23 protein-coding genes, 1 tRNA gene and 1 pseudogene are annotated in these 22,980 nt (G+C 67.0%); 12 read left to right on the top strand and 13 right to left on the bottom strand.

Annotation, left to right across the window (positions count from 1 at the left end):
- The first annotated feature begins 60 nt into the window (after positions 1 to 60).
- From H074_RS05595 to H074_RS05585, 3 genes are read left to right on the top strand one after another with little or no spacing between them, the layout of a single operon-like run.
- Positions 61 to 1,059: an NAD-dependent epimerase/dehydratase family protein gene (locus tag H074_RS05595; protein ID WP_007029046.1), complete on the top strand. Its 999-nt coding sequence runs from the start codon at positions 61 to 63 to the stop codon at positions 1,057 to 1,059.
- Between the two features lie 18 nt (positions 1,060 to 1,077).
- Positions 1,078 to 2,391, top strand: coding sequence for a glycosyltransferase family 4 protein (locus H074_RS05590; protein WP_039921605.1), 1,314 nt, complete (start codon positions 1,078 to 1,080; stop codon positions 2,389 to 2,391).
- Positions 2,388 to 3,593 (top strand): cytochrome P450, encoded by a 1,206-nt coding sequence (locus H074_RS05585; protein WP_007029044.1) that lies wholly within the window; start codon positions 2,388 to 2,390, stop codon positions 3,591 to 3,593. Before H074_RS05590 ends, H074_RS05585 begins: the two co-directional genes overlap by 4 nt.
- 15 nt (positions 3,594 to 3,608) lie before the next feature.
- Here the strand turns inward: H074_RS05585 and H074_RS05580 are convergent, their stop codons facing one another.
- From H074_RS05580 to H074_RS05565, 4 genes are all read right to left on the bottom strand, one after another.
- A complete protein-coding gene (locus H074_RS05580; RefSeq protein WP_063705339.1) occupies positions 3,609 to 4,658 on the bottom strand; it encodes a methyltransferase in 1,050 nt (349 codons plus the stop codon).
- A gap of 11 nt (positions 4,659 to 4,669) precedes the next feature.
- Positions 4,670 to 5,887, bottom strand: a complete 1,218-nt coding sequence (locus H074_RS05575) for an aminotransferase class V-fold PLP-dependent enzyme (protein ID WP_007029042.1) — start codon at positions 5,885 to 5,887, stop codon at positions 4,670 to 4,672.
- Complete coding sequence (locus H074_RS40655) at positions 5,884 to 6,972, bottom strand: adenine nucleotide alpha hydrolase family protein (protein ID WP_161630668.1); 1,089 nt, start codon at positions 6,970 to 6,972, stop codon at positions 5,884 to 5,886. Before H074_RS40655 ends, H074_RS05575 begins: the two co-directional genes overlap by 4 nt.
- Before the next feature lie 325 nt (positions 6,973 to 7,297).
- The gene (locus tag H074_RS05565) at positions 7,298 to 7,651 is read right to left on the bottom strand and encodes a hypothetical protein (RefSeq protein WP_007029040.1); all 354 of its coding nucleotides are present in this window, start codon (positions 7,649 to 7,651) and stop codon (positions 7,298 to 7,300) included.
- Positions 7,652 to 7,816: 165 nt separating this feature from the next.
- Here H074_RS05565 and H074_RS05560 point away from each other — a divergent pair, with 165 nt between their 5' ends.
- Both H074_RS05560 and H074_RS05555 read left to right on the top strand, forming a co-directional pair.
- Entirely contained in the window at positions 7,817 to 8,695 is an 879-nt protein-coding gene (locus H074_RS05560) for an MBL fold metallo-hydrolase (protein ID WP_039921600.1), read from the top strand.
- A gap of 758 nt (positions 8,696 to 9,453) precedes the next feature.
- Positions 9,454 to 10,221, top strand: coding sequence for a dioxygenase family protein (locus H074_RS05555; RefSeq protein ID WP_039921599.1), 768 nt, complete (start codon positions 9,454 to 9,456; stop codon positions 10,219 to 10,221).
- 282 nt (positions 10,222 to 10,503) lie between these two features.
- On the opposite strand, the gene H074_RS05550 is transcribed toward H074_RS05555, so the two are convergent.
- Together H074_RS05550 and H074_RS40110 are read right to left on the bottom strand one after the other, a co-directional pair.
- Positions 10,504 to 10,746, bottom strand: coding sequence for a hypothetical protein (locus H074_RS05550; protein ID WP_007029037.1), 243 nt, complete (start codon positions 10,744 to 10,746; stop codon positions 10,504 to 10,506).
- Between the two features lie 413 nt (positions 10,747 to 11,159).
- Complete coding sequence (locus H074_RS40110; protein ID WP_152521353.1) at positions 11,160 to 11,408, bottom strand: hypothetical protein; 249 nt, start codon at positions 11,406 to 11,408, stop codon at positions 11,160 to 11,162.
- 520 nt (positions 11,409 to 11,928) lie between these two features.
- On the opposite strand from H074_RS40110, the pseudogene H074_RS05545 reads away from it, so the two are divergent.
- A pseudogene (locus H074_RS05545) lies at positions 11,929 to 12,480 on the top strand (helicase-related protein); the annotation flags it as partial.
- Positions 12,481 to 12,794: 314 nt separating this feature from the next.
- Here H074_RS05545 and H074_RS05540 read toward each other — a convergent pair.
- Positions 12,795 to 13,235, bottom strand: a complete 441-nt coding sequence (locus H074_RS05540; RefSeq protein WP_007029035.1) for a hypothetical protein — start codon at positions 13,233 to 13,235, stop codon at positions 12,795 to 12,797.
- 529 nt (positions 13,236 to 13,764) lie between these two features.
- On the opposite strand from H074_RS05540, the gene H074_RS40920 reads away from it, so the two are divergent.
- On the top strand, positions 13,765 to 13,911 hold the full coding sequence (locus H074_RS40920) for a hypothetical protein (protein WP_167333159.1): 147 nt from the start codon (positions 13,765 to 13,767) through the stop codon (positions 13,909 to 13,911).
- Here H074_RS40920 and H074_RS38710 read toward each other — a convergent pair.
- Complete coding sequence (locus tag H074_RS38710; protein ID WP_051071889.1) at positions 13,906 to 14,205, bottom strand: hypothetical protein; 300 nt, start codon at positions 14,203 to 14,205, stop codon at positions 13,906 to 13,908. The genes H074_RS40920 and H074_RS38710 overlap by 6 nt on opposite strands.
- The gene (locus H074_RS38705; protein ID WP_051071888.1) at positions 14,205 to 14,564 is read right to left on the bottom strand and encodes a hypothetical protein; all 360 of its coding nucleotides are present in this window, start codon (positions 14,562 to 14,564) and stop codon (positions 14,205 to 14,207) included. The genes H074_RS38710 and H074_RS38705 overlap by 1 nt, the downstream gene beginning before the upstream one ends.
- A 266-nt stretch (positions 14,565 to 14,830) precedes the next feature.
- Between H074_RS38705 and H074_RS41980 the strand changes: the two genes are divergently transcribed.
- The 3 genes from H074_RS41980 to H074_RS05525 are packed head-to-tail and all read left to right on the top strand — an operon-like array spanning position 14,831 to position 16,205.
- Positions 14,831 to 14,962 (top strand): hypothetical protein, encoded by a 132-nt coding sequence (locus H074_RS41980; protein ID WP_007029034.1) that lies wholly within the window; start codon positions 14,831 to 14,833, stop codon positions 14,960 to 14,962.
- Positions 14,962 to 15,390, top strand: a complete 429-nt coding sequence (locus H074_RS41400) for a hypothetical protein (RefSeq protein WP_235096663.1) — start codon at positions 14,962 to 14,964, stop codon at positions 15,388 to 15,390. The genes H074_RS41980 and H074_RS41400 overlap by 1 nt, the downstream gene beginning before the upstream one ends.
- Complete coding sequence (locus H074_RS05525) at positions 15,279 to 16,205, top strand: tyrosine-type recombinase/integrase (protein WP_235096676.1); 927 nt, start codon at positions 15,279 to 15,281, stop codon at positions 16,203 to 16,205. The genes H074_RS41400 and H074_RS05525 overlap by 112 nt, the downstream gene beginning before the upstream one ends.
- Positions 16,206 to 16,427: 222 nt before the next feature.
- Here H074_RS05525 and H074_RS05520 read toward each other — a convergent pair.
- The 4 genes from H074_RS05520 to H074_RS05505 all read right to left on the bottom strand — a co-directional run bounded on the left by H074_RS05520 (position 16,428) and on the right by H074_RS05505 (position 21,258).
- Positions 16,428 to 16,501, bottom strand: a tRNA-Pro gene (locus H074_RS05520).
- A gap of 131 nt (positions 16,502 to 16,632) precedes the next feature.
- On the bottom strand, positions 16,633 to 17,703 hold the full coding sequence (locus H074_RS05515; protein ID WP_007029033.1) for an alginate lyase family protein: 1,071 nt from the start codon (positions 17,701 to 17,703) through the stop codon (positions 16,633 to 16,635).
- 239 nt (positions 17,704 to 17,942) lie between these two features.
- Positions 17,943 to 18,968 carry a lactonase family protein gene (locus tag H074_RS05510; RefSeq protein WP_007029032.1) on the bottom strand — a complete coding sequence of 342 codons (1,026 nt, stop codon included), beginning with the start codon at positions 18,966 to 18,968 and terminating at the stop codon, positions 17,943 to 17,945.
- Between the two features lie 73 nt (positions 18,969 to 19,041).
- Positions 19,042 to 21,258: a glycosyl hydrolase family 18 protein gene (locus tag H074_RS05505; RefSeq protein WP_007029031.1), complete on the bottom strand. Its 2,217-nt coding sequence runs from the start codon at positions 21,256 to 21,258 to the stop codon at positions 19,042 to 19,044.
- 219 nt (positions 21,259 to 21,477) lie between these two features.
- Between H074_RS05505 and H074_RS05500 the strand changes: the two genes are divergently transcribed.
- Complete coding sequence (locus H074_RS05500; RefSeq protein WP_039921595.1) at positions 21,478 to 22,080, top strand: RNA polymerase sigma factor; 603 nt, start codon at positions 21,478 to 21,480, stop codon at positions 22,078 to 22,080.
- The gene (locus tag H074_RS05495) at positions 22,073 to 22,978 is read left to right on the top strand and encodes a CU044_5270 family protein (RefSeq protein WP_007029029.1); all 906 of its coding nucleotides are present in this window, start codon (positions 22,073 to 22,075) and stop codon (positions 22,976 to 22,978) included. Before H074_RS05500 ends, H074_RS05495 begins: the two co-directional genes overlap by 8 nt.
- Positions 22,979 to 22,980 lie beyond the last annotated feature (2 nt).

The raw sequence follows: 22,980 nt of genomic DNA, 5'->3' as shown, positions 1-22,980 counted from the left end.
CCGGTGTCACCCTGGGGGGCTGGACACCGGCTCTCGCAGCGAGTTCCCCCGAGGAGCGATATGGCTTCCTACAAGGACGTCCTCGTCACCGGCGGCGCCGGATTCATCGGACGCAACATGATTGCCGGAATGGTCCGTGACGGGTACGCCATCACGGCGCTGGACAACTACAAGATCGGCGGGAAGGAGTTCGTCGACGACGAGATCCGCAACGAGGTCAATTGGGTCGAAGGCGACTCCCGCGACTATTCCCTGGTGGCGAAGCTGACCAAGGGGATGGACGGGGTCATCCACCTCGCCGCGCCGTCCTCCTTCCTGATGTACGAGGAAGACCCCACCGACGGCGCGTCGGTCACCACACAAGGCTTCCTCAACATCCTGGAGGCCGTGCGCCGCAATGACGTCGGCAAACTGGTGTACGCCAGCACGAGCGCGGTGTACGAGGGGAACCCGGTGCCCTACACCGAGGAGATGACCCTGGCCCCGCCGGATCTGAAAGCGCTTTCGAAGAAGTGGAACGAAGAGGCGGCCCGGCAGTACTCCGACCGCTACGGCATCACCGCTGTCGGGCTGCGCCCGTTCAGCGTCTACGGGCACGATGAGTTCAGCAAGGGCGGCTACGCGAACGTCATCTCGCTGTTCGTCTGGGCCGCGCTCAGTGGGCAAACGCCCGTGCTCTGGGGAAACGGGCAGCAGACCCGCGATTTCATCTACGTCACCGACGCCGGTCGCGCCTTTCAGCTCGCGCTGGAAGCCGACCTCAAGACCGACGAGTTCAACGTCGGGACCGGGCTGGAAACGACGTTCAATCGCACCCTCGACCTGATCGGCGCCGAACTGGGCATGGGCCTCACGCCCCGCTACGTACCGACGCCCATCGCGATCTACGCGGAGCGGCTGTGGGCGGACACGCGCAAGGCCGAGAACCTCCTCGGTTTCCACCCGTCGGTCACGGTCGAGGAGGGTATCCGCCGCGTGATCGCGTCCGCCAAGGAAGCACGCGACCGCTGGCCGGAACTCGGTACTCGGCAGATGTACTTCGAGAGCCTGCCGTCCTGACGGCGCGGGTGGGACGGGATGACGACGATGAAGCGGGTACTGGCACTGACCGACGCGCCTGACGACGTCAGTATCTTCTGTCAGGACACGGAACTGCTGCTGTTCCGGATCGAGCAGCTGCCGGCGGCCAGACACGGCTTCGAGTTCTTCGAGCAGGTGTACGCCAGACTGCGCGAAGCCTGCGATCTGTCCACTGTGGACATGGTCGTGGCGGAGTACACCGAGGCGCTGCCTCTGCTGTATCTGATGAGGCGGGACGGCCACTCGTGCCCGGCGCTGATCATCCCGCACACGAACCCGTACCCGCTCAATATCCTGTGCCACCTGATGCTGGTCGCCGAGACCGCGCATCCCGGCGACCTGGTCCTGTGCGGCTCGACCAATGCCGCGGCCGCCTACGAGCAGGTCGCCGGGATCCCCGCCCGCAACATCTGCACGTTCGGCATCCGCGACATCTACCGGCCGGGGGACCGCGCGGCGGCCAGGGCCCGGTTCGGGCTGCCACCGGACCGGCCGATCCTGCTCTATACCGGCCGGTTCATGACCGACAAGGGAATCGGCGCCCTGCTCGAGGCGTACCACCTGCTGCGCCGGAGCGTGCCGGACGCACTGCTGACGATGTCGGTGACACACATCGACGCGGTGCTGTACAACCAGCTCGCCGTACAGCTCGAGCACGTGGTGCTGTTCCAGCGTCTCTCGCGGGAGGAGACGGTGAGCCTGTACAACGCGGCGGATCTCTACGTCTCCGCTGCCACCAGCATCTTCGAGACCTATGGGAAAGCGCCGCTGGAGGCGATGGCCTGCGGGCTGCCCGCGGTGCTGCCGCGCTGGGACGGCTTCCCGTACTTCGTCGGCGAGCACAACGGCGCACTGGCCGCGGTCCAGCACGGGGACACCGGCCGGACCAGCCCGTTCGACTTCGCCGCCGTCGACCCGGCCGACCTCGCCCGGCAATGCCGCCGGGTGCTGGACCGCGGCAAGCTGACGGACTACCGAACGCCGGCCTGGGCGACCTACGAGGAGACCATGCGTGTACTCCGCGACGTGGTCGGCGAGCTCACCGCGCGCCCGCGGCTGACGGTACCCGTGAACCCGTCCGCGGCGTTACACCGTGAGCGCTACTCGCCCGCCGTCCGCGCCTTCCTCGACCATTACCGGTTGGAAACGCTGGAAGACCTGACCGTCCGGACGACGGAGCTGGGCCTGATCGACCGCCGCGATCCGGGTGACCGGACTGTCCTCAGTGGACTGCATGATGAGATCTTCGGCATCATGGCCGCCGATCCCGGCCGTGCTGGTGACGACGAGAAGGCCGGAGTGACCGGATGACCGCGGGGCTGGGACTGGCCGACCAGCGCAGCGACTATGCCTCCCTGGTGCGCTGGTGGACACGGATGCGGGACTCGAAGCCGGTGCATTACGACGCGGAGCTGGGGAACTGGCACGTGTTCCGCTACGACGACGCGGTGCGCGTCATCGGCGACCACGAGACGTTCTCGTCGGACCTGCGCTCGGCTGTCCGGCAGCCGGAGCAGTTCGCGATCGTCGCGCGCGGCGCGTTCAACGGTTTCGACCCGCCGGAGCACACGAAACTGCGGGCACTGGTCAGGACCGCGCTCACGCCCCGGATGATCGCCGGTCTCGCGCCCCGCATCACCGCCATCGCGCACGAGCTGCTCGACTCGATGGACGGGCGGCGCCGGGTGGAGCTGGTCGGCGACCTGGCCTACCCACTTCCGCTGATCGTGATCGCCGAGCTGATGAATATCCCGCTGGCCGATCGGCACCGCTTCCGCGCCTGGGCCGACGCGCTGTTCTTCCAGGGCCGCGGGGACAAGCCGGTGGTGGTGCCGACCGAGGAGATGTTGCGCTCGGTCGAACCGCTGATCGGCGAGATGAACGCCTATTTCCTCGACCACATCCGTTACCGGCGGCGGCATCCGGGCGGCGACCTGATCAGCAAGCTCGCCGCCGTCGAGGTGGCCGGTACCCGGCTTGCGGACGAGGAGGTGCTGGGCGTCTGCGGCTTCCTGCTGGTAGCCGGGCACATCACCACCACACTGGTGCTCGGCAACGCCGTGCACCTGCTGGCCACCCGGCCGGACCTCGCTGCGGCACTGCGGCGCCGGCCTGGCCTGATCCCTGCCGCCGTCGAGGAGGTCCTGCGCTTCCGGGGGCAGCTGCCCGCGACCCCGCGCCGGACCACCCGCGAAGTCACCCTCGGCGGCCAGGTCATCCCGGCGGGTGAGGTGCTGCTCATCTGGATCGCCTCCGCGAACCGGGACGAACGCCAGTTCGCGCAAGCGGACCGCTTCGACCCGCGGCGCGAACCCAACCGCCATCTGGGATTCGGGCGGGGTATCCACTTCTGCGTCGGTGCCCCATTGGCCCGGCTCGAGCAGCGCATCGCCCTGCGCGCGGTGCTCGAGCGGTGGGACTCGTTCTCACTGGACGGCCGCGTGCGACCCGAGGACGTGCGCAAGGCCATCGGGTTCCGGGTCCTTCCCCTCGAAGTTTCCTGGGCCGGCTGAGCCTCCTGCCGGCAGTCAGCCGACGTCGAAGCAGACCAGGAACAGACCTTGCTCCGGCAACAGTTCGGCGACGCCGTCCGGCCGCAGCCCGGCTTCCCGGCCGAGCCGGGCGAACTGCGCTTCGGTGCGCTCGGCAGCGTCCAGCAGGAGCAGCATGGCCAAGTCTCGCTGGCTCGCCACGAACTGACCGGGATCGTCGCCGGCGGCGGGCACCTCGTCCAGCACCCGCTCGACGAGCACGACCTGCCCGCCCGCGACCACCGCGGCCCCGCAGCGGCGCAGGATCGCGACCGCGGCCTCGTCGGGCCAGTCGTGCAGGATGTTCGCCAGCAGACAGACGTCCGTCCCGCCGGGCAGCGGATCGAAGAAGCTGCCGCCCACCACCGTCACCCGATCCGACACCCCCGCCGCCCGCAACACCGTGTCCGCGGCGCTGACGGTGCCGGGCAGATCCACCAGAGTTCCGGTGAGCCCGGGGCGAGCGGCCAGTACGGCCGCGAGGACGTGCCCGGTCCCGCCGCCGACGTCGGTCACGTGCCGGACCCCCGACCAGTCGTACCGACGCGCCACCTCGGGGCCGAGCGCGGCGGCGTGCGCGGCCATCGCCGCGTCGAAGGACCGGCCGAGCACCGGATCGGCGGCCAGGTCGTCCCAAAAGCCGCGTCCGAACAGACCGGCCCACACGCTTTTGCCCGTGCGCACCGCTTCGGGCAGTGAGGCGATCGCCTCGTCACCACGACGGGCAAAGGCTTCGCGCTGGTCCAGTGCCTTCGCCAAGCCTGCCGGGTGACCGCTGCACAGGACCGCCCCGAGCTCTCCGAGTTCGACGCGATCTGCGGCGGGCGCGCGGAACACCTCCAGCAGCACGAGATACCGGACCAGCCGCCGAAGGGCGGTCACATCCGCACCGGACCGGCGCGCCAGGTCGGCGAGGTCATTGACGCCGTCGACCACCAGGTCCGGCAGTCCGAGCGTAACCGCGGCCCGCAACGCCCACGGGGTGAACAGGGTCGCGCCGCGGGCCACCCTGACCACCGCATCCCGGTCGGCATCCCTGTTGCTCAACGTCTCTCCGTTCAGGTGTGGTTTTCGATGATCCGGCCCAGTGCCTCGGCTCCGCGGTCGATGTCGCCGAAGTCGTTCAGCACGCCAGGGGCGAACCGGACCGCGCTGCTGCGATACGGCGTCTGCCCGGCGACGACCCCTTCGGCGAGCAGGAGGTCGACGACGGTGGCCGGGTCGATGCCGGGAACGTCGAAGCACACCATCCCGGACGTCAGCCCGCCCACGTCGGGCGTGCGCACGTGGACACCGGCTACGTCGGCGAGCGCACCGCGGCAGTGCGCGTTCAGGTCGTGGATGCGGGCGGCCACCCAGGGCTTTCCCAGCTCCTGTTGGAAGTCGAAGGCTTCGGCGAGCGCCCACCGGTGTTCGTAGGCCGGGAACCCGCCCGGGGTGCAGAACCGTGCCGCCGGCGCCTTGCCGTCCGGCACGGAGCCCAGGTACCACGGCCAGAACACCTCGACGTCGAACGAGGTGATGATCGGCCGGATCGCGGCCCAGCCCCGCTCACTGCCCCAGACCAGGCCCGTACCCCGTGGTCCGAACAGCCATTTGTGGCAACCTGTGGCAAAGAAGTCGCAGCCGAGCTCGGTCACCTCGAAATCCTCGACGCCCATACCGTGCACCCCGTCGACGCAGGTCAGGACCTCGGTGCCGGGTGTACGCCCGGCGTTGACGGCCGCGACGACCTCCGCGATACGGGTCAGCGGCAGCTTGACCCCGGTCCCCGAGTGCACCCAGGTCAGTGCCAGCAGCCTGGTCCGGTCCCCGATGCCGCGGGCCACAGCAGCGACGATCTCGTCCTCGGTCGCCGCCCGAGGGTCCTCGTAGAGCTCGATGGTCCGGTGGGACGCGCCGCTCGATTCGGCCTTGAACCGCAAAAGTTCCCTGGCCGCGTAGTGCTCGTGCGCGGTGCTCAGGATCTCCTCGCCGGGCCGCAGCATCATGCCGGTGAACACGACGGCGAGGCCCATGGTGGTGCTTTCGGTGAGCGCGATCGTGTCCGGCTCGGCACCGAGGTAGCGTCCCGCCTTCTCCAGGACGCGGCGCTGGAGCTCGTCGCGATGGTGGAAGTACAACGCCGGGTTGCTGTCGAGGCCCTGCCGGTGCCGTTCGATCGCCTCGCGGACTGGCCGCGGGTGTGGGGCCAGCACTGAGAGTCCCAGGTGCACGTAGGCCGGGTCGAGGTCGAACTGGGCCCGCAGCTCGGGCCAGTGGGGTTCGGCAGTCACTTTTCGATGCCCCAGCGGCGGGACTCGACCGGTGTCAGCTCGATCAGCTTCGCTCCGCGTCGGATCGCCTCCTCGTCGAGGGTGGCGATGTTCGCGGGCGACGGGTTGGGCGAGAGTCGCCGCTCGTGGGCTTCGGCGATCTGGTAGATGTCGAAACCGTACTGATTGCGCATGATGCGGTAGCCAAGTTCGTTGATCATGCAATTTGTGCTGCAGCTGCCGGTGTTGTGGGGTACCTCCCAGCCGATGGCCTCGAGGTCGGCGATGATGCGCTCGGTCGGCGGCTTCGGCACGAACTCATAGAAGGGCACCAGAGCGGTTCCGCTGTCCCCGGCCCGGAGCAATTCCGCGGCTTCCGGCGCCTTGCGTTCGGCGTGTCTGCGCAACAATGAGACCTGGTCCTCGACGACGCCGGCCAACGGCGTCAGTCCGTCTACCTTCACGATCGGCCGGTCACCGGCGGTAGTGCGGTTCTGGCCTTTGTGCGTCCCGACGAAACATAGCGGTATCATATTTTCCAGGCAATAGAACGACGCCTGGGCGAGAATGGTGGAAAAACAAGGCCAGCACGCCGACCCCCACGACATCGCCGCGCGGAGAAGATCTGGGTCGTCCTCTTCGTTCATCGCGAAACCGAGCCGGAACAGAGTGTTCATCGGATCGCGTTCCGGACGCGCGATAACCAATTCGATGTCGAGTTTCTCGCACAGTGAACCGGCGTTGCGGATCGCCAGCGGCGATTGATATCCCTGGTCGAGCATCCAGGCCACGACCCGCACGTCCCTGCCTGCCAGATCGTGCAGCATCCAGCTGGAATCCTTGCCGCCACTGTAGAGAACCAGCGCGTCGGCCTTCGCCTGCGGCCGCCGCGCCGGCACGCTGGCGACAAGTTCGCCGAGCTCGGCCGGTACTTCTCCCACCGCTTCGCCACGGGTCACCCGGAAGACCAGGTCGAGTAACCCGCCGCGGTCTTCCTGAGCCGGCAATTCCGCTGGATCCGGCGGATTCAAACAATGAGTGCACAGTGCGGGATCAGGCGATGGATCCCTGTCATCGAGGCAGGCGATGAATTTGTCGTACCCCATGGGCATACCGCATCGAGTGCAGACCGAACCGTCCGGAGCGACCGACATAACCATTCCTTCCGCGCGACTGGCATATTTGTCCCCACGGCCGCCGCGCCTGCGAAAACCCCCGACAGGCCGGACGCCGGAGTGCGACGAATTTTCACGGCCGTGCAACTACCCTAGAAATGGGTGAGGTGCACGACAAGGGACCACTCGGGTATCGTGTGATCACAGCGGGTGGGCGTTGACGAAGGGGTGCCTGACACATTTTGGATCTCTTGATCTTGCCGTGCGAGTTCGAACACCTGCGTTGATCGAGTCGTCCACCGCGGGAAGCGGACAGTCACGTACGCAGGAAGTTGTCCTGCAGGGCGAAGGTCGGTTGAGTCTGCACGCACGTCCGGCCGCGGCAGCCTTCTGCGTAGTACTCCAACGCGACGACGGGCCCAGTCTCGTGAGCCTCAATCGTGAGAAGGGCCGCCTGTTCGCGGTAGACATCGACGACGACCTTCGATGACTGCTCGTACCGGACGCGGACGCTTCGCCCGATCACATCCCAGGTGACGTGAAGCTCTTCGGTCACGGAGACGGGGACGCGCACCTCTCGCACCCAATCGTCGCCCGACGCCTTCTCAGCCTGCGGGAGAACGCCGAACGCGGAGAGCCGCACCTCGTCCTCGGCAACCACGAACTCCACGCGGGCAGCCTACCCATCCGCCTGAGAAACACCCTGATCGCGCCCTGCGCGAACGTTCAGCGTGCTCCTGCCGCGATCATGGTGGGGCGCGTCCGTCAGGCCGTCCCCTCTCGGTGCTCCAGGGGTCGCGATGCGAGCGCGTGTGCGGCGTGCCACGGTGACCGCATGAGTGCAGCTCGCCCGGGCGTGACGTCCATCTTCTTCGGCGCTTCGACCGTGCACGTCTTTGACGGCGTCACGAGCATCCTGGTCGACGGGTTCTTCTCCCGCCCGTCGTGGGCGCGGATCTTGGCCGGGAAGGTCGCTCCCGATCAAGAGCGCATCACCGCCGCGCTCGAGCGCGGCGGCATCGACCACCTCGATGCCCTGTTCGTGGCTCATTCCCACCACGACCACGTCATGGATGCTCCCGACGTCGTCCGCCTTCGTGGTGGCACCTTGTACGGTTCGCCGTCCACGCTCAACGTCGGCCGCGGAGCGGGCCTGCCCGACGACTCCATGTGCGTGATCGCCGACGGCGACCAGGTCAAGCTGGGAGACTTCACCGTTCGCGTCTTCGAAGGGCGCCACAGCCCGGGCGATCACTACCCGGGCACCATCGACGAGCCCTTGACCACACCGGCCAAGGCGTCCGCCTACCGCACCGGAGGCTGCTACTCGTTCCTGCTCACCCACTCCGCTGGACGGATGCTCGTCCACCCGAGTGCCAACTTCGTCCCTCACCAGTTCGACGGGCTCGACGTCGACTTCCTCTACCTGGGAGTCGGAGCTCTCGGCGCCCAGGACAAGCAGTTCCAGGACGACTACTGGCATCACGTCGTCGAGGCCACCAGCCCGTCGTTCATCGTTCCGGTGCACTGGGACGACTTCTCGCGCCCCCTCGGCCGCCCCCTGCGAACCATGCCGTTCTTCCTGGACAAAGCGGCTCGCACCAAGGACGTCTTGATCCGCAAGGCCGGCGAGTCCCGCATCCCGTGGCGGTTCCAGGACGCTTTCGAGATCATCCGGCCCTTCGACGGGCCCAACGCGGCGAACGACGCCTGACCAGGGCCTCGCGACGAGCAGCCGCCCCGACCGGTTATGGGCCGGTCCACCGGCACGTCCGCCAACCAACGCACGACCATCGGCATGACAGGACGCGGGCTCGTGTCCTCCGCTCGACGACCGCTGCCGTCCGGTGATGGCGCCGGTTTCACCGAGGCCGATCGGGCCTCTCCGTTGAGATCACCACCACGATCGAAGGGCCGGTCAACTGGGGCACCGTGAAGGCAGCCTTCGCTGCGGAGGGCCGGACCATGCCTGCCAGGCTCCGCTCACAGATCCTGGCTGCGGTTCGCGCAACACGAGCGGGACTGTGGCCCTGGATGCCCGTGAGCCCTCTCGTCCCGGCGACCGCGCGACGACAGCTGCCGGTATGTGACACCGTCCCGAGTGAAATAACGGCGACGCCTTCGACTCCCGCGACGCCTGCCGCAGGCTGGCCGGCACGTAGGACTACGAGAGGCAAGTCGACCAGACCTGCCGAGACCTTCAGCGAGCTCGTCCGGCGGTGAGCGGAAAAGTCGCTGTGGTCGGACTTTCTCAAGCTGAACCTCGAGTCGTCGTAGGCGAAATGCCGTAGCAGAGGTTCGAGAATTTGGCCCATCAAAGGATACTGCTCGCTTCGAAGTATGATGCGCGAGAGTGAACTTTCTCGACAGCGGACGAGTCCTGGCGGAAAATCGGATGCGCGCGGCACCCTGCAAGCAAAGCCCTTGTTGCGCTCAGTTCCCTGCTCCCGTCATTTGGCGAAAAGGAAAACTATGCATGACGATGATGAGCCGGTAGGCCGGGTGCTCGGCAGGCGGCAGGCGTTGATTCTCCTCGGCGCCGCTGGTGCGACACTCACTGTCGCTGGATCCGTCACGGCGAGTGCCACCACCTCCACCGCGGGCACACCCGATGTCTGCGCACTGGATTGTGTGGTCAAACCAGAGCAAATGGAGGGCCCGTACTTCGTCGACGAGCGACTCAACCGCTCCGATATCCGCAGTGAGCCGGCCACCGGACAACTAGTTCCCGGCACCGCGCTGGTAATCAATTTCACCGTTCAGCAAATTCGTCAGCAGCTGTGCACGCCACTACCGGGAGCGATGATCGACCTCTGGCAGTGTGACGCGTTCGGGCTGTACTCTGACATTCCGTCTCAGGGAAGTTACGGTCGCCGCTTCCTGCGTGGTTACCAGAACACCGACCAATCGGGGGCGGCCCGGTTCACTACCATTCTGCCAGGCTGGTATTCGGGGCGCACGCTGCATATCCACGTCAAAATACGCACCGTCGGAACCAACGGCCGGCCGTACGAGTTCACATCGCAGCTTTACTTCACGCCCGAGTTCGGCGCGGCCTATCTGCGGACCGAACCGTACCGGCGGAAAGGTCCGGCCGACACGACCAACAACCGGGACTCGATCTACCGCAGCGGCGGAGCCCAGATGCTGCTGCGTCCACAGCAGGCCGGAAACGGCTACACGGCGGACTTCGCGATCGGTCTCGACCTGTCGAACACCCAAGTCGGCCGTCCCGACTAGAGCAAGCCCTGTAAGCCGCCAGGCCCAGAGATCGTCGGCGGCGCGTGTGACATGGCGAGCGTCCGGTCGCGACGCTGTTTGGGCTGGTTGAAGCAGCGTTCAATGGCGCTGCGCTGCTAGGCAACTGAGAGGTCGCAGCGGGCATGCCGTCCGCCGCGTCAGCCTGTGGCTGCGCGGCGGACGAGTCTCGGCGAGTTCGATACCGTCGCAGCGCAGGCCCCAGGGATGGCTATCGTCCGCTGAGTGCAACGCCACGCTCCCGAAACCGGAGTTGTGCGTCCGTCATTCGACTCTGGAGGGCGCGGACCCGCTCGTACTGCGTGGCCCGACGTCGGTGGGGTCATGGGACGCGTCGCTGTCGTCGTCGGCCGGCATGTCCATCTTCTCGAGGAACTCCGGCAGGTCCGGACCGCCGAGGAAGTCTGACAGCTGGGTGACGGCTAGCTCGTAGTTGTAGCGGGTCGTGTGTGGACGGTTCGCCGCACGCAGACTGCGGTCCCATTCCTCGACGTAGGAGCGCCACACGGCGGGGTGAACCCCTGTTGGTCAAATTCTTGGTCATGAGGAGAGCAGCCGGTCAAGGTGTCACCGAGCGCTGTGCTGAACCGGAACGACACCTCTGACCATATGAAAACGGGCCTCCGCAGCTGGTGAGCTGCGGAGACCCGCTTCGTCCGTCGGGCTGAGAGGATTCGAACCTGCGACCCCTTGCCTCTCAGGACTGTGGGGTAGGTGTTTTCGCAGGTCAGGAGCCATGCATATGATCAACTGGCGTGTCAAGAACGCTTGGTCGTCCGTCGATGTGTGGGACGGGTGGTCCCCTCGTGGTCCCCAACGTCGGGCCTAGTCAGGGCTTGTCCTTCGTCTGTAAGGGCTCTAACTTGCCCCGCCGTCCGACAGATCAAAGTGCGGAGGCAGCCATCACTCACATTGTCAGATCACGGAGCGCGGAAGTTCTTGAACGCTTCGTCGAGGAGGAGAAGGGAGTGTTCCTCCATGCGTTCCTTGTCTTCCAGGGGTGGTTCCTGGTTGACAGCAACGATGACGAAAACCCTGCCGTCGTCGCGATCTTCCGGCTTGCTCTGGAAAGTCACTATTTTTAGCTGGAGTTCGCGTCCCGCTCGGCGGCCTGCTGCCCGTGCCTCGGCGATACCGTCGACGTTCGTTGGGCAAAGTGTCGCACCCATTGCTGGTCTATCTCGAGGTGGCGCATGATCTCAAGTGTCAGCTCATCGGTTGTTCTCCAGCCATAAAACGATCCTGCAGGGCCGCATTGGTTCCGGCCAAGCGGCGCGCAGCGCACTCAACCGGTCGAGGTGTGGCCGTCCCGGCGCGGCCGGGCATATCTGGCGGCTGTCCTCAGGTGTCCCACGCGGTGGTAACCGCTCTTATCAGGGCATGGAGGCGCCGGGCCGCCGCGTGACCCGGAGCCGGGAAATCCGGCCGACGCGAGGCTGCTGCGCGCCGGATGACGCTGATGTCCCGACAGTCATGACTGCTGCTGAACGCGGGGGAGCGGCGGGACCGAGAAAGCGCGCGGCTGCACTGCGGCCAGGGGGCCGGCCGCCGGCTCTGGGTCGGGGTCGTCGCGACATACAAGCAGGTGGAACGCCGAGTGTCCCGCTGCGTCAGGGCCCCACGACAGGCGCCTTTACGGTGCCTGATGCAAGACTCACGCAAGTGATGCCGGACGGGAGCTCCGGGCACACGCTGCGCCGGGTCGAGTTGCTGCGGCAGCTGCGCGCGGGCGATTTCGACGTGCTGGTCGGCATCAACCTGCTCCGTGAGGGTCTCGACCTGCCCGAGGTGTCGCTGGTCGCGACCCTCGACGCGGACAAGGAGGGCTTCCTCCGCAGTGGCACGTCGCTGATCCAGACGATCGGCCGCGCGGCGCGAAACGTGTCGGGCGAGGTGCACATGTACGCGGACAAGATCACCGACTCCATGCGGCATGCCATCGACGAGACCGATCGCCGCCGCGCCAAGCAGGTCGCCTACAACAAGGAACGGGGCGTCGACCCGCAGCCGCTGCGGAAGAAGATCGCCGACATCCTCGACCGCGTCTACAGCGAGGCCGAGGACACGGAGTCCGTCGCCGGGATGCCGCGCGCCGAACTGGCCGACCTCATCCAGCAGATGACCGACCAGATGATGCAGGCCGCGCGCGATCTGCAGTTCGAACTGGCCGCCCGGCTGAGGGACGAGGTCGCGGACCTGAAGAAGGAACTCCGGGGAATGGACGCGGCCGGCATCAAGTAGCTGTCCGCAACTACCGCAACCAGAGGACGAATCGCGAGGGTTGCTGGGGTGAGCGATGACGGTCGACGAGGTGATCGAGTACTGCCTGGCCGTCGGACAAGAACCACGCGGCGGCGATAACGTGAAAACCCCTGGCCACTCTCGCGACCAGGGGGTTCCCGTTGCGACGCGCCCCGGCGGGCCTTGACGTCAGCGGAAGCCGCGACACCGCTGCGTGTCGCGGCTTCTCGGCGCTACCAGAAGCGTCCATTGCGGACAGCGAGCTTCACATTCACCTTCGATCGGTGGATCGTCATGAATCCGCGAGCGCAGGGTCAACGGCAGCGAATACGGACGCTCTCGCTCTCCTTGCGGTCGCGGTAGTCATCCTTGCCATCGCGTGCGAAGTGCTCGGATACTGTCCGGTAGCGGCCCCGCTCGCACTGAGCTTCGGCGTCGGCGCGCACCCACCTGGCGTCCTCCCGCCTTCCGAGATCCTCCTCGACGTTCTTCCACTCGCCGTCATCATATTTCTGCAGCCACGTTCGTACCCCGATCACCTCCACCTCGTCGCGGCAGCGGGTTACGGCGCGGGCACGCACGATGTCGCCGTCTTGCGTCGGGCGCTCCACCCGGCCCTCGCACTCCAATCGCGGCAGCGCCTCAGCCGTCCCAGTGACCACCTCGGCGGCGGACGCGCCCCCCGCGAGGAGTCCGGAAATAAAGAGTGTCACACTCGCCGCGGCCAGCGAGCGCCGAATAATTGAATTCGACAAAACAATTCTCCTCACATATCAAGAAAAGAAAAGGCCGATGTCGCTCATTGTCAGGTCGAAAATCAGGTGAGGACAAGTAGCCGCTTTCCTGGCCCTGGAACCGGCAGCAAGACAGGCGGACAAGCCTCGCCCACCACAGCTCCGGCCGTCCCCTGGCGCCCCCGCCCCGCCGTACGGTCGATGCGCTGCTTCGACCTCCTGGAGCAGAGCAAGCCCTGTCCCTCATAGTGACGGGGACTGACAATGCAACCTATCCGAGGCGTGGTTCTCGTGACTGCAACGACTACTGCTTGCGCTATGCCGGACCACCACGCAGCTATGCGGCTGTTGTTTCGCAGGGCGTGTCTCAATGCGGTTGAGGATGATCGCCAGTGCCTGGATCTGCTCGTCGGTGATCGGTGACCAGCCGGCGACGATGACGGCCACGGCTGGCACCGGAACGGGATGGTCGCACCAGGGTTCCGGCGGAGGCGGGTAGCTCCCCGGCCACGCCCGTCTCCGCCGGGCGCCACGCGTTGCGGGAGGCGCGTTGACGGTACGGCTGTTCTTCGGGCGCCCGCGTCCCGGCACGGTGGGCGAGTCCCGCCGCGTGGTGTACGTGTTCGCGGTGCCGGACACCGACACCGTCCGGAGTTATGTGGACAGGCGAAGGTATTGGCGGCTGGAACGCTTATAGCGGGCTGCCGAAAATCATGGCCGATGGCGTCGCGTTCCCGGGCGCCAGGTCCCAGCCGATGGAATACCGCACCGTCCGCCATGGTGAGCCGTGCAGGGCCGTGATGTGGTCGACCAGACCGTGGGACGAGCCCGCACCGTCCACAGTGATCAGCAGGTCGCGGCGATAGCGGGCCGGAATCTGGGCGATGGCCTCATCCAGGACCTCGATGTGATCGGCCACCGTGTTGGAACCCGTGCTTCCCTTGCGCAGCAACAACGCCAGCGACTCGCCGGTGTTGTCACACCAGGCCATCAACGGATGATGCACCAGGAACCCTTATACGTTCCCGTCGCCCATTCCTTGTCCGAGTGCGCAGGCATCAGCGAGGCGTCCATCCTGACCACGATCGTCTTGCCCAGGTCTCGGTCGGCCACCTTCGACGGCGGGATCCGGCCATGCCGTTCGCTGATCAACGACCAGACATACTCGCGGGTTTTCGCGCGAGCCTGGGCGATTCTGCGCCGCTGCGGTTCGCCGATCTCGTCCAGAGCGCGCCACAACGTGAGATCCGAGGCGATCGGCCCATACAACTCGCCCTGGTCGCCGCTCGTTGTTTCCACGGTCGCCGCGCTCTCCGAGAACAGCGGTCGCGTCCGCCCTGCGACTTCCACGCATCTGACGAATCTTGCCCGCACATCACGCGGAATCCGTTGCCGCGTAAGCAATGCCGGAGCGCGCAGCCCGCAACGCCTGATCCTGCCTCCCGGCCGTGGGCGACCCGCTGGCCACGGCAGCGCCGTAGCCAGCCGGGACTTCCGCGGCGTGGTTCGCGGCGTGGCGGGGAAGTAGGCATGGAGCCACGGCTGGTGGACGGGAAATGGCTCACGACCGAGGATTTGGCGGATCTGCTCAACGTGGATGCGTCGACGGTGCGCCGGTGGCGGACCGCCGACCCGCGCAGGGCCCGCCGTTCGTGCCGCTGTCCGATCGGATGACCGTGTACAGCGCGTCGGATGTCGAGGCGTGGCTGCGGAGCCGGCGGGTCGATCCGGAGAAGGTGACGGCCTGATGGCGGGCGCGATCATGCTGCCGATCGGGATCTCGCTGTCGACGGACATCGAGTACCGGGAAGGCCGCGCCAAGCCGTACAAGGCGCGCGTGCGCTGGGTCGACCCGGTGACCAAGAAGCGGCCCAGCAAGTCGGAATCAGTCGCCGAGGAGGACGAGGCCCGGAAATGGCTCGAGCGCATCGAGGCGGAAGCCGAGAACGGCGTCGACCCGCGCACGGCGACCATGTCGCTGGCCGAGTACGGCGAGGCCAACATGCCGCTCGTCATGCGTGCCTGGAGAAGAAGACGGTGGACCCGTACATGGCCGGCTGGCGGATGCGGCTCGTGCCGACCCTGGGGCACCTTCCGGTCCGGAGGATCTCGCACGGTGTCGTCGACCGGGCGGTGCACGCGTGGATCGCGGACGAGTACAGCCGATCGGTGGTGAAGAACACCATCGCGCCGCTGGTCAAGGTGATGGAGCAGGCCTACCGGGACGGCATCGTCGACCACAACCCGGCGCGGGTGACCGGCTGGCAGAAACAGTACAGGCAGGCCGAGGACGAACTGGAAGACCCGCGGGCCCTGGCGCTGCCGGACTGGCACACCCTGACCAGACTCGCGGACGCGCTCGTCGCGCGCTCGCACGGTGAGTACCGCGGCTGGGGCGACGTGGTGCTGTTCGCGGCGTGCACCGCCGCCCGGATCGGCGAAGTCTCGGGCTGCCGGGTGAAAGACATCGACACTACGACCTGGACGTGGAACCTCCGGCGGCAGACCACTCCCGGGCCCGGCGGGCTGCTGGACAAGGGCACCAAGGGCAAACGCGCCCGGAGAGTACCCCTGATCGAGGACATCCGGGAACTGGTCGAGCACCGGATCGCCCTGGCCGACGGGAATCCCGACGACCGGCTCTTCCGCGGGCCCCGCGGCGGCCGCATCACCACCGTAGTGTTCCGCGACGCGACCTACTGGGACGACGTGGTCACCCGGCTCGGGTACGAGCACCTCCGCCGCCACGACCTGCGGCACACCGGGCTGACCTGGATGGCCGACGCCGGCGTTCCCGTGCACCACCTGCAGAAGATCGCCGTTTTAGGACCGGATGGAAGCGCGTACCGGCCGACGGCACGAATGCCGGAAGCCGCCGGCGCCGCCGTATTCGGGCGTGCCCGTAAACACGTTCTTCACGCTGCCGCACGCACCGCCCCGCCTATGGGGTCGTACACACCGTTCTCGTGGCCCTACCGGCTCCGCGGTTGACCAGATCCCAGCCACCAGCCCGCCGCCTGGTCCACAGCCAGCCCCGGCGACCTGGCGCTGTTTTGCCCGGGTCAAGTGCGCCAGAGACGCCCCAGAACGTGACTTGGTCCCCACGTGGTCCCCAAACAGCTGCTTCGGTATTCACCGAAGAATTTTGTTCGGTGGAACGAAAAAACCGCTTGGCCTGGGTCTTCACCCAAGCCAAGCGGCTTCGTCTTCCGGTCGGGCTGACAGGATTCGAACCTGCGACCCCTTGACCCCCAGTCAAGTGCGCTACCAAACTGCGCCACAGCCCGGACCCGCGCTCCGTGGAGTGCGATGTGAGTACTTTAGCGGGTCGCGAACAGGGGCTTGCAACCAGGGGTCACTGTGTGTCTGAGCTGGGAAAACGGACCGTGAGGGCCGCCCTGCCGCATTCGGGCGGCCCTCACGGGGTCACTGGGGGGTTGTCGGCGTGCGTGAGGGTCTGCCAGGAGACGAACAGGTTGTTGGTGCCGGCCGGGCGCTGGCGCAGGGTGAGGGCTTCGGTGTTGCTCATGGTGTGGCCGAGGCGGGTGTGGAGGTGGTTGTACCCGACTTCGGTGATCGGTCCGAGGCCGAGCTTCAGGCTGCCGCCGCACAGCCAGGACGGGACGGCAGCGCCCATCTGGTACTTCGCGTGGAAGCCGAGGCCTTCGCGGAGGCGGTCCGCGATCTCGGGGTAGAGGTCCTGGCCCTGGATGCGGGTGGTCTCGGCGAAATTCGCGATGGCGGCGAGGCCGTAGCCGGTGTGGGTGAAGTCGCGGCAGGTCTCCTGGGAGAGGCCGTTGACGAACGTCGTCTGGCCTTGCCAGTACTTCACGATCTTGTCGCGGGTGTCCAGGCCGCTGCCGGGCGCGGTTTTCGGGAGCGCGCCGTCGCTCGTCAGGTAAAGGTAGGCGGGGACGCGGGTGCGGAACTTCGCGACGGCCTTGTCGTAGGCCGGCTTGTCGTCGAGGAACACGGCGATGCCGATCGCGGCCTCGGTCATGCTGAGTTCCCAGTTCCCGTTGCTGTGACTGCCGTTGATCACCTCGGGCAGGTACACGTTCCGGAGCATGGTGCCGAAGCGGCCGGAATTCGGCCAGTTCGGGTAGGTGTGTTTGATGATCTCCGCCGCGCGTGGCCACGAGGAGGCCGACCACGCCGACTGCAGGGGAGCGTTGCTGTTCGTGTGATCCTTCAGTACCGCGGACCAGGCGTCCATGATCTCGATCGCCTTGGTCGCGTATTTCGCATCGCGCGTGATGTACCAGGCGAGGGAAAGGGAATACGCGGCGATCGCGTCTTGCCGTTCATCGGTACAGCCGATGTCCGGATTCGAATAAGAACCGCATTCGACGATGGCGCGTGGTTTCGGTGACCGGGACAACGAGGCGTACGAACTCGACATCATCGCGTCGTAGGCCTGTTTCCACGGTTGCGCGCCCGCTTGGACCTTGGCGCGCACGAAGTCCAGTTGCGGGCGGCTGACCAGCACGCCGGGATGGGTGAAGGTGGCGGGCGCGGCCTGGGCGGGCGCTGAAAAGGCCGAGTGCCAAGGGGATGAGCGTGGTCAGGGCGAGCAATTTCCTCGGTAGGGACATGGTTCTCCTCGGGCGGGTGTGAGCCAGGTCACCGGCGGCATGCGATTCAGTGTCATGGTCTGAACCAGTTGCGTCAAGACCTTTATTCGCCTCAAAAAGAAAGAAGCCCGCCCCGTTCAGCGGGCTGAACGAATCAGTGCGGCCAAAGGCCGACGAAGGCCGGGCTCCCGACCGGATAAGTGCCGATCAGGCGCCACGTCGCACGTTCGTAGGCCTGGATCGCGTCACTGCTCTGCGCCGCGACATAACAATGCTCGCCGACAACGGAGAAGTGCCGCGGCCATTCGCCGGTCCCATGGTCGGCGACGGCCCGGGGGAGGACACCGTCGAAAGTGAACTCCGTGATCCTTTCGGGGCCCCGGTTTGACAGGAGCAGCCGGTCATCGTGCAGGACGAGCTGCGCCGGGAGGTTTTCGCCATCGGGTTCGAGCGTCGCGGGAACCGAGTTCTCCACGGCGAACGTGCCCGGCGGCTCTTCGCGCATTGTCATCAGCGAGGCGGCCAGTTCGCCGACGACGTACGCGTGGTTCGTGCCGGTGCGCCGGACCAGCTGCCGCGGACCGGTCCCGGCGGGCAGCGTCGACACCGACACGGGGATCAGTTCGCCTTCCTCACCGAGGCGGTAGCTGCGGATCTCGTCGGTGCCGAGGTCGACCGCACTGACGAGGGTGCCGGTCTCGTCGACCACGGCCATGTGGACGTGTGCCGCTTCCTGTCGCTCGGTGTTCGGGCCGGTGCCTTCGTGTTGGACCAGTGCCGTCCGCACGGTGGGAACCCCGTCCGGGCCCAGTGCGAAAGCGGCCAGGCTCCCACCGCTGTAGTTGGCGCACAACAGGTACCGGCCATCGGGAGTGACCGCCAGATGGCACGGATCCGCGCCGCCGGTCGGCAGCGAGTTCAAGGCCGACAGGGTCCCGTCTTCGCCGACCGCCACGGCGGTGATCGCGCCTTCGGCGGTCTCGTTCACGGCGTAGAGCACCGGAAGTGCGGGATGCGGGGTCAGCCAGCTCGGTGAGTCCAGTGCGAGCGAGCCCGCCGGGGTCAGCTCCCCGGTCCGCGCGTCGCGCCAGAAGGTGCCGATGCCCTCGCCGCTGCCGTCGCTCACGGCCGTGTAGGAGCCGACGATGAGCAGAGTGCGCTCGTCGTTCGCAGAAGTCACGAGACACAGTGTGCAGCAAGCAGCCTCGTGAGTGGTAAGGACGGTTCTAACCGTCCTTACCACTCACGAGCCGCTACTTCAGCGAGTTGTCCACTGTGGTCATGAGGGTTCCGGTGTCACCGGACATCTCCCAGGCCATGACCCCGAGCAGTCCTCTTGTCTTGAGCCAGGCGACCTTCTGCTGGATGGACCAGGCGTCGTCGAAGGTCCACCATTGCCCGCCGTTGCCCGTGTAGCACGACGTGGCCACGGCCGCGGTGTCGTGCTGGACGGCGCAGTTGGGGACACTGGCCAAGAGATTCGCGTAGCCACGAGTACCTGCTTCCTCGGCGAACTGGCCTGGCGCGGCTCCGGTCGCGCTCTGCCATTCGCCCTTCTTCCCGCCGTCCGCGACCCCTTGCCAGCCTCGCCCGTAGAAGGCGAGGCCGAGTGTCAGTTTCCGTGGATTGGCACCGGCTTCGGTGTAAGCGTTGATCGCCGACTCCACACTGAACTTGAAGTTGTACGGATCGTCCGCGTCGGCGTAGAGGTTCCCCTGGTGGCCGGTGCGGTTCGGCTCCCACGAGTTGTCGCTGCCCGAGCCGTGGAAGTCGTAGCCCTGCACGTTCGCGACGTCGAGGTAGTCGAAGATCTTCGGGATCTCCCAGCCGCCCTTCACCTTCGCCGGGTCGGCGGGGGTGAACGCCTGCAGTTCGTAGCGTTTGCCGGTGGTCGCGCCGTAGGCGTCCATCTGCGTGCGGAACTCGGCCAGCAGAGCGGTCAGGTTCGTCTTGTCGTTGGCGCTCCAGTGGTTTCCGGGGTGTCCGTCGGGGCTGCCCGGCCACTCCCAGTCGATGTCGATGCCGTCGAAGATGCCCGCGGCCGTGCCCGGCCCGCCGGCGCCGCCGTACGCCTTCACGTTCCCCTTCAGGTACGTGTCGATGCACGACGCGACGAACTTCTGCCGCGACTCGGGCGTGGCCGCGACGTCGGAGAAGTACTTCGAGTAGGTCCAGCCGCCCAAGGAGATGAGGACCTTCAGGTTGGGGTACTTGGCCTTGAGCTTCTTCAGCTGGTTGAAGTTGCCGCGCAGCGACTCCCAGCCGGTGTCGCCGACACCGTCGACCGACTGCGCCGCGGACATCGGCCGCGAGTAGTCGGCTTCCGCGTCGCCCGCGCCGTCACCCTGGCTCGGGTCCTGCGGGTTGGACGTCGTTCCCTTGGTGACACCCGAAAGACAGGTGTGGTCGACCGGGTCGATGTTCCCGAAGGCGTACAGCAGATGGGTCAGCTTGGCGGCCGATCCGTTGGTCACCAGGTTCTTGACGAAGAACTGGCGGCCGTAGATGCCCCATTGGACGAAGTAGCCGACGCGGGCGTACCCGTTCACGATGTCGCCGGTGCGAGCGCTGACGGCGGCACTCGCCGCGGAGACGTTGTCGTACCCGTCACGGGCTTTGACCGTGAAAGAGTACGAAGTGGACGGTGAAAGCCCCGTCACCGTCGCGGTCGTCCCGGTCACCGTGGTGGCGAGGGTCGTGCCGCGGTAGACGTCGTAGGAGACGACGCCGGTGTTGTCCGTGGACGCGTTCCAGGCCAGTGTGACGGAGCCCGACGTGACCGCGGTCGAGCGGAGGTTCGACGGCGCGGTCGGCGCTTGGGTGTCTTCGCTCGGGTTGTTGGTGGTCACCGCCAGCGCCGGGGTGGGCGGGGACTTGGCGTCCTTCCTGTCCTTGGCGACGACGGTGAAGCTGTAGGCCGTGTTCGGTCTCAGCCCGGTGATCCTCGCTTCGGTGCCGGTGACCGAGGCCGCCAGCGTGGTGCCCTGGTAGACGTCGTAGCCGGCGACGGGCAGGGACCCCGGGGCCGAGGCGTTCCAGGCCAGCGCGGCGGTCGTGGTCGTCTTCGCCACGAGACGCAGGTTGGCCGGGGTCGACGGCGGCGTGTCACCCGAACCGTCGCAGTTGGCGTCGTCGATCCGGCACGTGGTCGGGTTGACCGCGGAACTGAGCTGGAACGACGGGCTGTAGGGATAGGTCGAACGGCCCGGCGCGAGCGACTTGATGTAGAACGCCGGGGTGAGGGTGACCTGGTTGCCCGACTGGGACACCGTGGCGTGGGAGCCGCTCGTGGCGGTCACGCCGGCGGGGACGGTGAAGGTGATGGACCAGTCGGCGACGGTTTCGCTGCTGGGGTTGGTGACGGTGTACTCACCGGTGGTTCCGGCCAAGGTGAACGCGGCGCGGAGGCGGCCCGCCGCCAGCGCCGGAGTACCTGCGGCCACGAGGAGCCCGGCAGCGAGGAGTGTCACGGTGAGTGCGCTGAGTAGTCGTTTTCTGGTGCGTCTCATGGCGGTTCTCTCCAAAAGAGGCGGCGAGACTGACCTGCTCTGAACTGGCGCGTGTGGTCTAGACCACAGATGAATGTAGCGCGGTGCGCATAAAAGGTCTAGACCGATTCGTCGGTCGTGAACCCATCGGGGCCCGAATGCGGACAACAGGTGACACTGACGAACGGTGAAGGGCGGTCCATGAGCATATCTGGAGCGGATCCGGGCGATGCGGAGGACGCGGATGTGATCGCGAGATCGGTGACCAGGCCGGACTGGTTCTCCGTCATCTTCGACCGGCATGCCGCGCATATCCACCGGTACCTGGTCAGACGTATCGGGCCCACGGCCGCGGACGACATGCTGGGGGAGGCGTTCCTGATCGCTTTCCGCAAACGCGACGGATACGACACCGAGCGCCGCGACGCCCGGCCGTGGCTCTACGGCATCGCGACCAACCTGGTGGCGCAGCGGCGCCGTGACGAGGTCAGGGAGCTGAAACTCCGCGAAGCCCTCGGCCCGCCACCCGACGAAGAAGGACACGCCGAACGCGTCGCCGATCAGGTGACCGCCGAGGCGATGGGGAAGCTGCTGGACTCCGCGCTGGCGGAACTGGCCGACGGCGACCGGGACACGCTCACGCTGTTCGCCGGGGAAGGCCTCTCCTACGAAGAAATCGCCGCGGCGCTGGGAATCCCGCTCGGCACCGTCCGCTCACGGCTGAACCGCGCCCGCCGGAAGGTCCGCGAGGCGCTGGGGTGCCCGGACACCACGATTTCGAAGGAGATCTCCACCCATGGATGAGCTGCAGTTGATCGCCGAGCGGACCGGCTCGGTCCCTCTCGCGGAATCCGGCGCACTCGGCCCGGCCCGCGCGCGATTGATGGCCGAGATCGCCGCCGCCGAAACGGAAAACGTGGTGCCGCTGAGGAACCGGCGACGCTGGGCGTGGACCGGGGCGGGGGCGCTCGGGCTCGCCGCGGCCATCACCGCCGTCGTCGCGCTGGCGCCGGTCGAACAGGTCGGCCTCGAACCTCCCGCGGCCGCTGCGGATCCCGTGACGGTGCTCCGGAACGCCGCCGCGGCCGCGCTGAAGTCTCCCGCCACGCCGCCGAGGCCCGACCAATTCCTCTACACCAAGACCAAGGATCCCGAGGGCGAACGGGAATCGTGGTACTCGGCCGACGGCACCCGAGACGGCGTGATCAAGATGGCGGATGGATCCCTCCTGCCGCTCCCTGGCTGCAGAGACGGGAAAGCGCAGGTGTACAAGGGCGACGAGCCGCTGAAGGGACTCACGGAGCCGTGCGAGCCGACCGTCCGCGATCGCCGCGACCTCCCCGTCGACGCCGACGCGGTGTTCGCCTACCTCAACGCCCACCACTCCGGTGAGGACGGCGACTACAACGCGATGGGTAAGGACATTCAGGAGCTTGCGAGTGGGTACTACCTCTCGCCCGCGACCCGCGCCGCCCTGTTCGAAGCCGCGGCCAAGGTGCCCCGGCTTCGGGTTCTGGAGACCGCCCACGACGCCGCGGGAAGGCCCGGAGTCGGGATCACGTGGCCGTTGAAGCCAAGTGACGGTCCGGATGCGGAGCCGATGGTGATCGTCTTCGCTGCCGACACCTTCCTGTACCTGGGCACGAATTCGACCGCGGTGACCGCGTCCGGCGTGGTGGACCGGGTCGGACAGCGTCCCTGACA

The sequence above is a fragment of the Amycolatopsis decaplanina DSM 44594 genome (assembly GCF_000342005.1).
GTDB classification, from domain to species: Bacteria; Actinomycetota; Actinomycetes; order Mycobacteriales; family Pseudonocardiaceae; genus Amycolatopsis; species Amycolatopsis decaplanina.
Note: the sequence above shows the minus strand (reverse complement) of the source record. Positions and strands in the feature narration are given on the sequence as shown.